This is a genomic window from Acidovorax sp. A1169 (assembly GCF_030704685.1).
Taxonomy (GTDB): Bacteria; Pseudomonadota; Gammaproteobacteria; order Burkholderiales; family Burkholderiaceae_C; genus Acidovorax.
Genome location: NZ_JAUZDX010000004.1, coordinates 249,423 through 262,606 on the forward strand (window position 1 = coordinate 249,423; position 13,184 = coordinate 262,606).

Here is a 13,184-nt window from a genome sequence, read left to right on the forward strand (position 1 = left end):
TGATCATCGCGGCGGGCGTACCGCCCGCGATGCCGGCGAGAGATAGGCCTCGACCTGGCGCACGAAGCGCTCCGGGTCGATGGGCTTGGAGATGTGGTCCTGGAAGCCCACCTCCAGCGCCTTCTCCCGGTCTCCGGGCATGGAAAAAGCCGTCACGGCGACCAGCGGAGCCCGGCGCCAGCCGGGGTCCGCATGCAGCAGCCGGGCCACCTCGTAGCCATCCATGACCGGCATCTGCAGGTCCGACAGGATGAGATCGGGCCAATGCTCCAGCGCGGCGCGCACGCCCTCGCGACCGTTGGACGCGCTGTGCACGCGGTAGCCATCGGCCTCCAGCAGGTACACCAGCAGCATGCGGCTGGCTTCGTCGTCTTCTATGACCAGGATGCAGGCGACCATGGCTATGTACCTGGAAGTTCGAGGGTGAACGTACTGCCCTCGCCGGGCCGGCTGTGCAGCGTGATGTCGCCGCCCAGCGCCTGGGCGAGCTTGCGGCTCAGGTGCAGGCCCAGGCCCGAGCCCTCCTGGTTCCGCTCGGCACCCTCCACCCGGGAGAACGGCTCGAACAGCCGCGACTGGTCCGCCAGAGGGATGCCGGGGCCGGTGTCCTGCACGCGCAGGCTCAGCCGCGGGCTCGCCGGGTCCGGCGCATCGAGCTGCACCAGCACGCGCCCCTCGCCCGTGAACTTGATGGCATTGCCCACCAGGTTGATGGCCACCTGGGCGAGGGCGCGCCGGTCGGTGCGGACAAGGACTGCCTGCTCGGGCATGCTCACCACGAAGGCCAGGCCCTTGCGCTGCGCATCAGGGCCCAGGGTCGCAGCCACCTCCTCCACCACCGCGCGGCAATCCACCATCTCCCACTGCAACGCGTGCTTGCCATCGCGCAGCTTGGCCACGTCCAGCAGGTCATTGATCAGCGACAGCAGGTGGCGCGCGCCCGTCTGCACGATGCGCAGCTGCTTTTCCTGCTCGGTGTTGAGGGGCCCCGGCAGGCGCATGAGCAGGGTGCCGGTGAAACCGATGACGGCATTGAGCGGCGTGCGCAGCTCGTGCGACATGCTGGCCAAGAAGCGGTCCTTGACCAGCGCGGCGTTCTCCAGCTCCAGGTTCTTGTCGCGCAGCGCCTGCTCGAAGCGCTTGCGCTCGGTCACGTCGCGGATGGCGCTGGAGACGAACAGCCCCTCCTCGGTCTCCAGCGGGCTCAAGCTGATCTCGACCGGAAATTCGGAGCCATTCTTGCGCAAGCCGTACAGGTCCAGACCCGCGCCCATGGAGCGGGTGCGCGGCTCGGTGAAGAAACCGCCCCGGTGCTGCGGGTGCTGGCCGCGGTGGCGCGTGGGCACCAGCAGCTCGATCGGCTGGCCCAGCAGTTCCTCGCGCGCCCAGCCGAACAATTTGACGGCCTGGGAGTTGACCAGCACGATGTGCCCATCCCGGTTCACGATCACCATGGCATCGGGCGCCGATTCGAGCAGGTCGCGGAACTTCTGGTCGGCCTTCTTGCGCGCCGTGATGTCGCGGATCGCGCTCATCACCATCGTGCCCTCTTCCGTTTCCAGCGGACTCAGGCTGATTTCCACCGGAAACTCGCTGCCATCACTGCGCACGCCATTGAGCTCCAGGCCCGCCCCCATGGTGCGCGTGCGTGGCTGAACGAAATAGCCGCTGCGGTGCCCCAGGTGGGCGCTGCGGTAGCGCTGGGGCAACAGCACCTCGACCGCCTGCCCCAGCAACTGGGCCCGGGGATAGCCGAATACGCGCTCGGCCTGCGAGTTCACGAGCACGATGCGCCCGGTGGCGTTGACCATCACGATGGCATCGGGCGTGGATTCGAGCAGGTCGCGAAAGCGCGCTTCGACCAGCTTGGCATCGCGCAGCACCTTGAGCTGGGTGACATCCTTCATGCTCGACAGGAAGTACGCCAGTTGGCCGCCCTCGCCAAAGACGGCCCGGGTGGACACGTTCACATGGACCAGCGAGCCGTCCTTGCGCCGGCGCACCGACTCGTGCACGGCCACCCCGGACTGCAGGGCCTCGGCGCAGATCGACTCTTCATCGTGCACCTGGTCCGGCGGCACGATCAGTTGCGCGAGGCTGCGGCCGCGGGCCTCGGCCTCGGTGTAGCCGAAGGTGGCTTCCGCTGCCGGGTTCCAGTGCAGGACAGCACCGTCTGGCGCGATGACCAGCAGCGCGTCAGGGTTGTGCTCCCAGTAGGCCCCGGAGAAATCAGATGCCATACAGCCCTTTTCGTGAAGGGGCCTCGCCATCGCTTGCGCCCACCCGGCTCCCGCCCCTTTTGAAGCATCTTAGGCATGGGGCAGGCAAACTCCAAGCCAAATATTCCCCGACCGGAGCGGCTTCACCGGCGTACATTCGGAGTGACCCATGGCACCATTCGACCGCATACGCCCGCTGCTCGCCCCCTGGGGCCGCCTGCAGCCCCAGCCCGCCAGCGACTGGCAAGGGCCCTTCCCTCTGCCCGCCATCGTGGAGGCCTTCTACCGCGAGGTGGGTCCCTGGGGCGAGACCTGGCATGGGTCGGTCGGCCCGGTGGGCCTCACCATCAACGCGGGGGGCAATCCGGTGGATGTGCCGCCATTGCACAAGCTCTGGGCCCGGCAGGACGGTTATGCCTGGTCACGCAACCCCGACAACCCGATCACGGGCTGGCCTGCACACTGGCTGGTGATCGCGCAGGAAGGCGCCAACCCGTTCATTCTGGACCGCAACGACGGCAGCGTCTGGTTCGACCTGGCCGGCCGGGGGCACTACAACGACCCGAGCCGGTTTGCCGATAACCTGCCCACCGCGCTGGGCGCCATCGCCACGGTGGCCAACGCCCTGGCGGCCCTGGGCGACGATGCGTTCGACGACACCTATGAGCTCAAGGCCAGCAGCCGCGCGCAGGTGGCCCGCGCGCTCGCGGCCTTCACGGGCAGTGAAGACACCGCGCAAGGCATGCTGCAGGCGTGGCGGTGGTACCTGTGAGGGTGCAGCAGGGGAAAGGTCTTGGCTCAGCTCAGTCGGCGCGCGTTCTCGGCGTAGATGGCCAGGTAGATCGAGTCGGAGCCCACGTAGGGTGCCTTGCTGCCAAAGCCGACATTGAAGTCGCCGAACGAGAGCGAGCGGATGCCCGCGAGGCCATTGCGCAGCTTGTCGCGGGTCAGATCCTTGCCCGCGTTCTTCAGGCCTTCGATCATGATCTGGGCATTGACCCAGCCTTCCAGGGAGCTGCCGCTGTTGATAAAGGCGGTATTGGCCCCTGTGGCCTTCATGGTGCTCTGGAACTTGCGCACCACCACCGACTTTTGCGAATTCGCGTCCGGGAACACCTGCACCAGGGCCATGCCGCGCGTGGCGGCCGCCAGCTTGGGCAGCTCCGACGAGATCACCGTGACCGAGATGCCGGCCAGCGGGACGCCGGCCGCCTTGGCACGGAACGGCAGCACGAAGGCGGTGTTGGCCGTGCCGGTGGTGGCCAGCAGCACGGCGCCCGGGCGCTCGGCGGCCACCTTCTCGGCCAGCTCGGCACCGTTCTTGCCATCCACCGCCAGGGCGAATTCACCGGCGCGCTCGACCTTGATCTCGTCGAGTGCGCGCGACATGTCCTTGAGCACTTCCTTGCCGAAGGGGTTGTCCAGGTAGACCACGGCAATGCGCTTGAGGCCCATCTCCACCACCTGCTTGACCAGGCGCTGGGTTTCGTCGCGGTAGCTCGGGCGCACGAAGAACACGTTGCGCTGCTCGGCCGAACGCAGCGAGGGCGCGCCCGTGATGGGGCCCACGGTGGGGATGCCCTTACCTTCGATCAGCGGCAGGATGGCGGCCGTGTTGGCCGTGCCCAGGGGCGAGATCAGCGCGAAGATGGACTGCGCCTCCAGCATCTGCGTCACGTTCTGCAGGGTGCGGCTGGCGACGTAGGCATCGTCCCTGGCGTCCATGCGGATCTCCCGGCCGTGCACGCCGCCGGCCTGGTTCAGCTCGGCAAACGCGGCCTTCATGCCCGCCACCTGCTCGATGCCGGCCTGGCCCAGAGGCCCGGTCAGGGCAATGGAGCAGCCCAGGTTGATGTGCCTGGCCGACATCGGCTCTTCGGCAGCGCTCGCTGTGGAAGCCCACACAGGCAGGCTGGTGGCCGCAGCCATCTGGGTGGCGCGCAGGAGAAAGTGACGACGGCTCATGGTGTGAAGGTGCCCGGAGAATTGTGCAAAGGTGGCGCAGGCTACAGGCAGGGCCAGTGACAACTTGTCCGGTCTGCGACAGTCTGTCGCACAAAGCGCACAACTTTGGGGCATGCCCCCCCGGACCCGGCGTGGCCCGATCAGGCTTGCAGCAACTGCGGCAGCAGGGTTGCCGACGTACCGCGCAGCACGGCATCGGCGGCATCGTCGAGTTCGCTGGGGGCCGGGTTGACCACGACCACACGGGCACCGGCCGCACGCGCCTGGCGCGCCAGGCCCGCAGCCGGGTACACAGCCCCCGCTGTGCCGGCGACCAGCATCAGGTCGCAATCCTGCGCTGCCCGCTCAGCGGCCTCGAACACGGCCAGCGGCAGCATTTCGCCAAACCAGACCACACCGGGGCGCAGCCGGTTGCCACAGCGGTCGCAATGCGGCGGGCTGCCGGCAACCGCATCGTCGATGTGGCAGCAGTTGCGCGGCGTGTCGAGCCAGCGGTTGGCGAACAGGTCGCCATGCAGGCACAGCACGCCGGTGCTGCCCGCGCGCTGGTGCAGGCCATCCACGTTCTGGGTGATCAGCGTGAGCCGCCCCGGGTGGGCCGCCTGGAAGGCCGCCAGCGCCAGGTGCCCGGCGTTGGGCTTCACACCCTCCATCAGCTGGCGCCGGTGCTGGTACCAGTTCCAGACCCGCTCCGGGTGGGAGCGAAAGCCCTCCTCGGTGGCCATGTCCTCGGCGCGGAACTGGGCCCAGTAGCCCGTCTGCGCATCGCGGAAGGTGGGCACGCCCGACTCGGCGCTCACGCCCGCGCCGGTGAGCACGGCGATGTGCCGGGCCTCCTGCACCCAGGTGCGCACGGTGTCCAGGCGATCCTCCTGCATGGCTATTGTCAGGTCCTTTGGCGCAGGGCCTCGTAAAGGCAGACGCCGCTGGCAACGGACACGTTGAGGCTCTCCACCGCGCCCTTCATGGGGATGCTGACCAGTTCGTCGCAGGTCTTGCGCGTGAGCTGGCGCATGCCGTCGCCTTCGGCGCCCAGCACCAGGGCCACGGGGCCCTTGAGGTCCACCTGGTAGACGGTCTTGGGCGCATCGTCGCTCGTGCCGATGCACCAGATGTTGCGCTCCTTGAGCTCACCCAGCGTGCGCGCCAGGTTGGTGACCATGAAATACGGCATGGTCTCGGCCGCTCCGCTGGCCACCTTGGCCACCGTGGCGTTGATGCCCACGGCATGGTCCTTGGGGGCGATGACGGCATGGGCGCCGGCACCATCGGCCACGCGCAGGCAGGCGCCCAGGTTGTGCGGGTCGGTCACGCCGTCGAGCACCAGCAGCAGCGGGTTCTCGATGCCGGCGGCTTCGAGGTTCTCCAGCAGCTCGTCGAGCGAAGTGATCTGGGCCACGGGTTCCACCCGCGCCGCCACGCCCTGGTGGCCATGGCTGCCGGCCAGCTTGGCGATGCGCTCGCTGTCGGCTTCGATCAGGCGGGCACCGGCCTCGCGGGCCCGGTCGAGGAACTGGCGCATGCGCGCATCGCGCCGCGTGACCTCGTAGTAGATCTCGATGACGGATTTGGGCGCGGTCTTCAGACGCACGCCCACGGCGTGGAAGCCGAAAAGAACTTTGGGGGAAGACATGCTCCGATTATCGGCTGCGCGGAGGAACTATCTTTTTAATAGCGCCGGGCAGGCCTTTTCTCAGCCCCAAGAATCAGTTCTCGGCCACTTGGCCTGCATCGATGGTGATGCGCCGCTCGCAGCGCGCGGCAATGCCGCGGTCATGCGTGACCAACACCAGCGTGGTGCCCTGTTCGCGGTTGAGCTCGAACATGAGCTGCATGATGGTTTCGCCCGTCGCAAAGTCCAGGCTGCCCGTGGGCTCGTCGGCCAGCAGCACGGCCGGGTGCACCACGAAGGCGCGCGCCAGCGCCACGCGCTGCTGCTCGCCACCCGAGAGCACCTTGGGGTAGTGCGACAGGCGCTGCCCCAGGCCCACGCGGGCCAGCATGTCGGCGGCGGCCTTGCGCGCGTCGCGCCGGTTGGCCAGCTCCAGCGGCAGCATCACGTTCTCCAGCGCGGTGAGGTTGCCCATGAGCTGGAAACTCTGGAACACGAAGCCCACCTTCTGCGCGCGCAGCGCGGCACGCTCGTCCTCGTCGATGGCGAAGAGGTCATGGCCGTCCAGGCGCACCGTGCCGCGCGTGGGCGTATCGAGCCCGGCGATGATGGACAGGAGCGTGCTCTTGCCAGAGCCCGAAGCCCCCACGATGGCCGCAGTTTCCCTTGGCGCCAGGCGGAAATCGATATCCCGCAGAATGTCCAGCGTACCGGTCGAATCCGTGACCGACTTGAAGACATGCTCGACGGCAATAATGGGGGTCACGGGCGATGGGGAAGATTCGGACATGAAAGGTTCTTTGCTTTGATTCGACATCTGCAGTATCGGCGCCACTTTATCCTCTCGGCGGGCATCCTGGGTTTGGCAGGGGTTTGTGCCCCTGCTGCCTGGGCCCAGGCGCCTGCATCTTCCGCGCCAGGCGCGCCGGCCATTCTGGTGCTGGGCGATTCGCTGAGCGCCGAGTACGGCCTGGCACGCGGCGCCGGCTGGGTGGCCCTCCTGGAAAAGCGGTTGCAGGAGGAAAAGATCGAGCGCCGCGTGGTCAATGCCAGCGTGAGCGGCGAGACCACCTCGGGCGGGCGCTCGCGCCTGGCCGCCCTGCTGACCCAGCACAAGCCCGCCGTGGTGGTGATCGAGCTCGGCGGCAATGACGCGCTGCGCGGTCTGCCGCTCAAGAACACCCAAGAGAATCTGACGGCCATGACCGATGCGGCGCTCAAGGCCGGGGCCAAGGTCTTGCTGGTGGGGATGCAGGTGCCGCCGAACTATGGCACCGACTACGCGAACCGGTTTGCCGGCCTGTTCACCACCGTGGCCCAGGCCAAAAAAGTGGCCGTGGTGCCGTTTTTCCTCAAGGGCGTGGCCGATGGCCCGGACCCTACCCGCCTGTTCCAGGCGGACCGCATTCACCCGCGTGCAGAGGCGCACCCGCAGATGCTGGCCAACGTGTGGCCAGAGCTGAAAAAGCTGCTGCGCTGAGCGCCGTGTCTGCGGGCCTGCCTGCAGCCTTTGCGGCGCGGCAGGGTGCCGGACACGGCGATCGAAGGCTCAGCCGCCCTGTGCGCCCGTGGGCTGGTTGCCGCCCGGTGCGCCATCGCCATTGCCACCGGCAGGCTGGTCACCCTGTGGGTCATCCGGCCTGCGCTGGGTTTTGGAACGCAGCTTCTCTTCTTTTTTTTGCTTTTTTGCGAGCTCGCGCTGGCGCTTTTCGTATCCGTAGTTGGGTGTTGCCAAGGTGTTTGCTTCCTGAAGTAGAGGCCCACTGTAACAGCATGGCCCCCTTGCGGGCCATTCAAGGGCCTGCTGCGGCAGCCGCTGGAGAGGGAGAAACCGAGGCCCTGTAGGCATGCCAGCTGGCATGGCCCAACCAGGGCCCTGCCAGGAGCAACGGCGCACCCCAGAACCAGAGCGAGGCGGTCACCAGGGCGGCGATGAGTGCGCCCCAGAGCAGCATCACCGCCGTGTTGTCCGCCACCACGCGCAGGCTGGTGATGCCAGCCGTCAGCGCATCGGTGCCGCGATCCAGCACCATGGGGATGGAGACGACCGTGGTGGAGAACACCAGTGCGGCAAACACGCCACCTACCGCCGTGTACACCACCACGAAGCTCCAGTTCTGCGGGTGGAAGATGGCCTGCAGCACACCGGTGGTAGAGGGCATGCCGGTGTGGAAGAACACGGCGAACACCACGAGCGAGGCCCGGCCCCACAGCAGCTCCAGCACCACCAGCACAAGGACCAGCATGCCCATGCTGCCGATGTGACTATCCCAGCAGGTAAGCGACTCGCTGAGCTCGGGGGCAAGCCCTGCCTCGCGGCGGCGGCTGGTGTCGTACAGGCCCATGGCCAGGAACGGGCCGATCAGCAGGCAGCCACTGGCCAGGGACATGGCGTATTCCGGCCGGGTGCGAAATACCCAACCCAGTACGAGCGCCATGCCCCAGAAGGCCGTCCCGTAGAACACGGCAATGCCCGGGGCGGCACGCAGGTCCTGAAGGCCCTTGGCCAGCCAGCGAAACGGATCCGCAAAGCCCAGTCGCTGCACCTGCACCTGCACAGGCTGGGCTGCGTGCGCGTCCGGGGCAAGGGAGGGCGAGGAGGCTGCAGCCTCGGGCGCAGGCTTGATGGGCGTGTTTGTCATGGGCTCCACGCTAAGCCTGTCCAGCCCAACCCGCCAGTGCGGAAACCACCACCCCCACCTTGATGCGGATCAAGACGCGAGGCGCGCGGGCTCAGGCCGACAACGCCCGTTCGAGGGCCTGCTGCAGATCCTGGCGCAAATCGTCCACAGCCTCCAGTCCGATGGAAAACCGCACCAGCGTCCCGGGTTGGAGGTGCGCCGTGGGCCGGCCGCGCATGCGCGCCAGCTCATAGGGCACCACCAGGCTCATGGGCCCACCCCAGCTGTAGCCCAGCTTGAACAGGCGCAGGCCGTCGCAGAAGGCGTCGACCTGGTGCTGACCGAAGCGCGCATCGACCACCACGCTGAACAGGCCGGCCGCCGCGCCCGCGCCGCCATAGGCCGCGCCGCACAGCGCTTTCCAGTGGTCATGGCCCGGCGCACCGGCCAATGCCGGGTGCAGCACCTGGGCGATGGCCGGCTGCTGCTGCAACCACGCCGCCAGGGAGCGCGCCGCCTCGTCGTGCGCGCGGTAGCGCAGGCCGATGCTGGGCAGCGAGCGCAGCACCGCCTCGGCATCGTTGCCCCCCACGCCCAGGCCCAGGCGCATGTGGGTGAGCTTGAGCTGCATGTGCAGCGCCTCGTCGCGCGTGACGATGCTACCCATGAGCACGTCACCGCCTCCGCTGGGGTATTTGGTGAGGGCATGGGCCGAGATGTCCACGCCCAGGCTGCCGTCTCCCAGCAGGTCGAAGGGCGCGAACGCCAGGCCCGCACCCCAGGTGTTGTCCAGCGCCGTCGTGATGCCGCGCGCGCGGCAGATGCGCACCTGCTCACACAGATCGGGGAATTCCATGGTGACCGAGCCGGCCGCTTCAAGCCACACCAGGCGGGTGGCAGGCGTGATGCGCGCGGCCAGATCGGACGGATCGAGCGGGTCGTAGACCGCATGCGTGATGCCGAAGCGGCGCAACTCGCCGTGGATCAGGTCCTTGCTCGGGCCATAGACATTGTCGGGAATCAGCAGTTCATCGCCGGGCTTGAGCAGCGCCAGCGCCACGTTGGCAATCGCCGCCAGGCCGCTGGGGACCAGCAGGCACTGCAGGCCGCCCTCCAGGGCGCACAGGCGCTCTTCGAGGATGAAGGTGGTGGGGGTGCCGTGCAGGCCGTAGGTGTAGCCGCTCTTGTCCTTCCACTCGCGGCTGCGCATGGCGGCCACGTTGGGGAAGATCACGGTCGAGGCCTTGTAGACGGCAGTCTGGGGAGCCTGAAAGCCCGCAGGCGGAAGGTAGTCGTGGTGGACGAGGCGGGAGGCGATGTCGGTGGCATGGTCTTGCATGCAGCCAATGGTAGCGCGCCGCACAAGGGTCACCTTGTGCGGCGCGGCTCCTTTGCCACGGCCCCTGTTCGGGGCCAGGCAAAGGCATGGCCGATGGCTTGCATTGCACGCATCACTTGCATGGGCGGTCTTCGAATGCCAGTCCTCGCAATGAAGATGAAGGAGGCAGCCTGCTCGCTGCCCGACTGGCGGGTCGCAAGTCCATCCCTGCCCGGTGCGCGTGGGGTCCGGTATCTTTACAGTCCCGGGGCCCGGTGCAAGCCGTCAGATAAGGCTGTGCCTTAGCTCGGTGTCACGGTCAACTGGTTGTTGACCGAGGTCACGCCCTTGACGGCGCTGGCAATCGTCTGTGCGCGCTCCTTGGCGGCAGGCGTGGTGGCGGGGCCGTTCAGCGTCACGGAACCATTGACGGTGTCCACATTGATCTTGATGGCGCTCAGGTCAGGGTCCTTGGCCAGGCCAGCGGACACCTGGGCGGTGATGGTCGCGTCATCGACCTTTTCCATCGCGGTCTGCGAGCCTTGCTCCATCTTGTTGCCGGCACTTTGCATGGCGCTTTCGGCCTTGACGCGGGCTTCGGTGGCGGCCTGTTCGGTGCGGTCAACGGCCGAGTCCAGGCGCTGGCCCACGGTGGCGTCTTCAGTCTTGCTGCAAGCAGCCAGACCCAGCGCCAGGGCGCTGACGGCCAGCACGCTGGCGATGCGGTGAAGGGGGCGCTGAGCGGTTGTTGCGGTGTTCATGGAATAACTCCTTGCGTTTGGGAACATGGTTGGTACTTTAGGCACCCTGGCCCGCGCCGGGAGTCAGAGAGCTCCGAAGTGGCTGTAGGACGCAAGGCAGCCTCGCTCAGGCGCGCGACAATCGGGGCCATGCCTTCCTTGTCTTCCCTGTCCCGCTGGTTTCCGTTTCTTGCCTGGCCCCGCCCCGATCGCCACCTCCTGAAGGGCGAGTTTTCTGCCGGCATGACCGTGGGGCTGATGCTGGTGCCCCAGGGCGTGGCCTACGCGGCCCTGGCCGGCATGCCGCTGGTGACCGGCATCTATGCCTCGCTGATCCCGGCCCTGGTGGCCGTGCTGTTCAGCTCCTCCACCCGGCTGGGTGTGGGGCCCACGGCGCTCACCAGCCTGCTGATCGGCGCCTCCCTGACCGGGCTGGCCGAGCCGGGCAGCGCGCAATGGGTGGCCCTGGCGGCCTGGATGGCCCTGCTCTCGGGCCTGCTGCAGTTGGTGATGGGAGTGGCCCGCTTTGGCTGGCTGCTCAACCTGGTGACCTCCCCGGTGCTCAGCGGCTTCACCCAGGCAGCGGCGCTGCTGATCCTGGCTTCGCAGCTGCGCGCCTTCACCGGCCTGCGCTCGGACCTCGGGGCCCTGTGGTCCACCCCGTCGCTGGGCCATTTCGACCTGATCGCTGCCGCCTTCGGCCTGGGCAGCCTGGCGCTGCTGGTGCTTGCCCGGCGCTGGCGCCCGAACTTTCCGGCCGCCATCGTGGTCGTGGGTGCTGCCGGGGCGCTGAGCTGGGCGCTGGGCTATGCCGACAGTGGCGGTTCGGTGGTCGGCACGCTGCCCGAGGGGCTGCCGTCCCTGTACTGGCCGGGCCTGCTGTCCTGGTCGCAGTTTTCCGCCCTGGTGATGCCGGTGCTGGTGGTGACGCTGGTGAGCTTTCTCGAAACCGCCTCCAGCGCCAAGGTGGAGAGCCAGCGCTCGGGCGAGCGCTGGAACGAGAACCAGGACCTGATCGGCCAGGGCCTGGCCAAGATCAGCAGCGGGCTGTGCGGCAGCTTTGCCACCAGCGCCTCGTTCTCGCGCTCGGCCATCAATCTGTATGCCGGTGCCCGCACCGGCTGGGCCACGGTGTTCGCCATCGCCCTGGTGCTGGTGGTGCTGCTGTGGCTCACGCCGGCGCTCTACCACGTGCCGCAGTCGGTGCTGGCGGCGGTGGTGGTGACGGCGGTAACCAGCCTCATCAAGCCCGCCACCCTGCTGCGGCTGTGGCGCATCTCGCGTGTCGAGGCCGTGATGGCCGGCGTGACCTTTGCGCTGACGCTGGCCACCGCGCCGCGCATGTACTGGGGTGTGCTGGTGGGTCTGGTGATGAACCTGAGCCACTTTCTGTACCAGCGTCTGCACCCGCGCATCATCGAGGTCGGCCTGCACCCCGATGGCAGCCTGCGCGACCGCCACCTGTGGCACCTGCCGCCCCTGGCCCCTCATTTGCTGGCACTGCGCATGGATGCGGAGCTCGATTTCGGCTCGGCCAGCGCGCTGGAGCGGCATGTGACCGACCACCTGGCCGCCGACCCCGCCATCGTCCACCTGTGCCTCATGGCCCAGCCCATCAACCGCATCGACATCACCGGTGTGGAGACCTTTGCCGCGCTGCGCGCATTGATGCAGGCGCGTGGCGGCATACTGCACGTGAGCGGCATGAAACTGCCGGTGGACCAGGTGCTGCGCCGCGCCGGCTTGCTCGAACCCGGCCCGGGGCTGCAGATGTACCGCACCGACGCCGAGGCCCTGCAGGCGCTGCAACAGATACCTCCTGCCGCCCCCGAAGGTGCAGCCACCTGAGCCGTATCACCCCACGGCCCGCCCAGAAGCTGCATTTCAGGCCGTCCCGCTGCTACACTCAACGAACTCTGCCTTATCCATTTGTGTCTGACTCTGCGGCCTCTCATCTCGTAGACCTGCGCGATCTGCGTCTGGACATTGCACACGCCCTCGTGGCGCAGGCGGCAGGCAGCGAAGCCTCCCTGCAACGCGAAGCACCGTCGCGCTATCTCCAGGGCCTGATCGACGGTCTGTGCGAGCTCTCCCTCAAGGACCCCCTCACCGGGCTGGCCAACCGTCGGCATTTTCGCGCCGTGCTCGAGCGCGAGATCGACCGCGTGACACGCTCGGGCGAGGCTGCCCTGCTGCTGATGCTGGACATCGACCACTTCAAGGCGGTCAACGACACCCATGGCCACCTGGCCGGTGACGTGGTGCTGCAGTCGGTGGCGCGCACCCTGAGCGCCTGCGTACGCCCCATGGACACCCTGGCGCGCTACGGCGGCGAGGAGTTCGCCGTGGTGCTGCCTGCCTGCCAGGCCGCCTTTGGCAAGGTGGTGGCAGAACGCATCCGCCGTGCAGTGGCCAACACACCTGTCAGAATCTCGCCTTCCGTGGAACTGAATGTCACGGTGAGCGTTGGCGGGGCCTTCGCCCTGCAATGGATCCGCTCGACCACTCTGCTGTGGACCGATCGGGCCGACCACCAGCTCTACCAGGCCAAATCGTCGGGCCGCAACCGGGTGAGCATCGAAGAGCAGCCCGACAGCACCGTCAGTGCCGAAGAAAAGAGCCTGTTGTTCGGCCCCTTGTACACCCCCTCGGGCTGGGGCGATCTGCCCCCGCTGGACCCAACAGGCAGCGCCAACTGAAAGTTAGAAG

General features: G+C 67.7%; 14 protein-coding genes. 4 read left to right on the forward strand and 10 right to left on the reverse strand.

Annotation, left to right across the window (positions count from 1 at the left end):
- Positions 1–3: 3 nt before the first annotated feature.
- Together QYL93_RS09575 and QYL93_RS09580 are read right to left on the reverse strand one after the other, a co-directional pair.
- On the reverse strand, positions 4–399 hold the full coding sequence (locus QYL93_RS09575; RefSeq protein WP_305743434.1) for a response regulator: 396 nt from the start codon (positions 397–399) through the stop codon (positions 4–6).
- Between the two features lie 2 nt (positions 400–401).
- On the reverse strand, positions 402–2,240 hold the full coding sequence (locus QYL93_RS09580) for a PAS domain-containing sensor histidine kinase (protein ID WP_305743435.1): 1,839 nt from the start codon (positions 2,238–2,240) through the stop codon (positions 402–404).
- Positions 2,241–2,388: 148 nt separating this feature from the next.
- Between QYL93_RS09580 and QYL93_RS09585 the strand changes: the two genes are divergently transcribed.
- On the forward strand, positions 2,389–2,991 hold the full coding sequence (locus QYL93_RS09585; protein WP_305743436.1) for a hypothetical protein: 603 nt from the start codon (positions 2,389–2,391) through the stop codon (positions 2,989–2,991).
- A gap of 26 nt (positions 2,992–3,017) precedes the next feature.
- On the opposite strand, the gene QYL93_RS09590 is transcribed toward QYL93_RS09585, so the two are convergent.
- The 4 genes from QYL93_RS09590 to QYL93_RS09605 all read right to left on the reverse strand — a co-directional run bounded on the left by QYL93_RS09590 (position 3,018) and on the right by QYL93_RS09605 (position 6,586).
- Positions 3,018–4,184 (reverse strand): ABC transporter substrate-binding protein, encoded by a 1,167-nt coding sequence (locus tag QYL93_RS09590; protein WP_305743437.1) that lies wholly within the window; start codon positions 4,182–4,184, stop codon positions 3,018–3,020.
- 140 nt (positions 4,185–4,324) lie between these two features.
- On the reverse strand, positions 4,325–5,062 hold the full coding sequence (locus QYL93_RS09595) for an NAD-dependent deacylase (protein ID WP_305743438.1): 738 nt from the start codon (positions 5,060–5,062) through the stop codon (positions 4,325–4,327).
- 8 nt (positions 5,063–5,070) lie between these two features.
- Positions 5,071–5,817 (reverse strand): 23S rRNA (guanosine(2251)-2'-O)-methyltransferase RlmB, encoded by a 747-nt coding sequence (rlmB, locus tag QYL93_RS09600; RefSeq protein ID WP_305743439.1) that lies wholly within the window; start codon positions 5,815–5,817, stop codon positions 5,071–5,073.
- A 73-nt stretch (positions 5,818–5,890) separates the two neighbouring features.
- Entirely contained in the window at positions 5,891–6,586 is a 696-nt protein-coding gene (locus QYL93_RS09605) for an ABC transporter ATP-binding protein (protein WP_007859298.1), read from the reverse strand.
- A 15-nt stretch (positions 6,587–6,601) separates the two neighbouring features.
- Between QYL93_RS09605 and QYL93_RS09610 the strand changes: the two genes are divergently transcribed.
- Complete coding sequence (locus QYL93_RS09610) at positions 6,602–7,276, forward strand: arylesterase (protein WP_305743440.1); 675 nt, start codon at positions 6,602–6,604, stop codon at positions 7,274–7,276.
- 69 nt (positions 7,277–7,345) lie between these two features.
- Here QYL93_RS09610 and QYL93_RS09615 read toward each other — a convergent pair whose 3' ends face one another.
- The 4 genes from QYL93_RS09615 to QYL93_RS09630 all read right to left on the reverse strand — a co-directional run bounded on the left by QYL93_RS09615 (position 7,346) and on the right by QYL93_RS09630 (position 10,496).
- A complete protein-coding gene (locus QYL93_RS09615) occupies positions 7,346–7,531 on the reverse strand; it encodes a hypothetical protein (protein ID WP_305743441.1) in 186 nt (61 codons plus the stop codon).
- A gap of 58 nt (positions 7,532–7,589) precedes the next feature.
- Positions 7,590–8,438, reverse strand: coding sequence for a DUF2189 domain-containing protein (locus tag QYL93_RS09620; protein WP_305743442.1), 849 nt, complete (start codon positions 8,436–8,438; stop codon positions 7,590–7,592).
- A 91-nt stretch (positions 8,439–8,529) separates the two neighbouring features.
- A complete protein-coding gene (locus QYL93_RS09625) occupies positions 8,530–9,756 on the reverse strand; it encodes a PLP-dependent transferase (protein WP_305743443.1) in 1,227 nt (408 codons plus the stop codon).
- A gap of 281 nt (positions 9,757–10,037) precedes the next feature.
- Positions 10,038–10,496 carry a BON domain-containing protein gene (locus tag QYL93_RS09630; RefSeq protein WP_305743444.1) on the reverse strand — a complete coding sequence of 153 codons (459 nt, stop codon included), beginning with the start codon at positions 10,494–10,496 and terminating at the stop codon, positions 10,038–10,040.
- 129 nt (positions 10,497–10,625) lie between these two features.
- Between QYL93_RS09630 and QYL93_RS09635 the strand changes: the two genes are divergently transcribed.
- Positions 10,626–12,323, forward strand: coding sequence for a SulP family inorganic anion transporter (locus QYL93_RS09635; protein WP_305743445.1), 1,698 nt, complete (start codon positions 10,626–10,628; stop codon positions 12,321–12,323).
- 83 nt (positions 12,324–12,406) lie between these two features.
- Complete coding sequence (locus QYL93_RS09640; protein WP_057203757.1) at positions 12,407–13,174, forward strand: GGDEF domain-containing protein; 768 nt, start codon at positions 12,407–12,409, stop codon at positions 13,172–13,174.
- The last annotated feature ends 10 nt before the right edge of the window (positions 13,175–13,184 follow it).

Coding starts and splice junctions, on each gene's coding strand:
- QYL93_RS09575 (WP_305743434.1), bottom strand. CDS start 399: ATGGTCGCCTGCATCCTGGTCATAGAAGACGACGAAGCCAGCCGCATG.
- QYL93_RS09580 (WP_305743435.1), bottom strand. CDS start 2,240: ATGGCATCTGATTTCTCCGGGGCCTACTGGGAGCACAACCCTGACGCG.
- QYL93_RS09585 (WP_305743436.1), top strand. CDS start 2,389: ATGGCACCATTCGACCGCATACGCCCGCTGCTCGCCCCCTGGGGCCGC.
- QYL93_RS09590 (WP_305743437.1), bottom strand. CDS start 4,184: ATGAGCCGTCGTCACTTTCTCCTGCGCGCCACCCAGATGGCTGCGGCC.
- QYL93_RS09595 (WP_305743438.1), bottom strand. CDS start 5,062: ATGCAGGAGGATCGCCTGGACACCGTGCGCACCTGGGTGCAGGAGGCC.
- rlmB (WP_305743439.1), bottom strand. CDS start 5,817: ATGTCTTCCCCCAAAGTTCTTTTCGGCTTCCACGCCGTGGGCGTGCGT.
- QYL93_RS09605 (WP_007859298.1), bottom strand. CDS start 6,586: ATGTCCGAATCTTCCCCATCGCCCGTGACCCCCATTATTGCCGTCGAG.
- QYL93_RS09620 (WP_305743442.1), bottom strand. CDS start 8,438: ATGACAAACACGCCCATCAAGCCTGCGCCCGAGGCTGCAGCCTCCTCG.
- QYL93_RS09625 (WP_305743443.1), bottom strand. CDS start 9,756: ATGCAAGACCATGCCACCGACATCGCCTCCCGCCTCGTCCACCACGAC.
- QYL93_RS09630 (WP_305743444.1), bottom strand. CDS start 10,496: ATGAACACCGCAACAACCGCTCAGCGCCCCCTTCACCGCATCGCCAGC.
- QYL93_RS09635 (WP_305743445.1), top strand. CDS start 10,626: ATGCCTTCCTTGTCTTCCCTGTCCCGCTGGTTTCCGTTTCTTGCCTGG.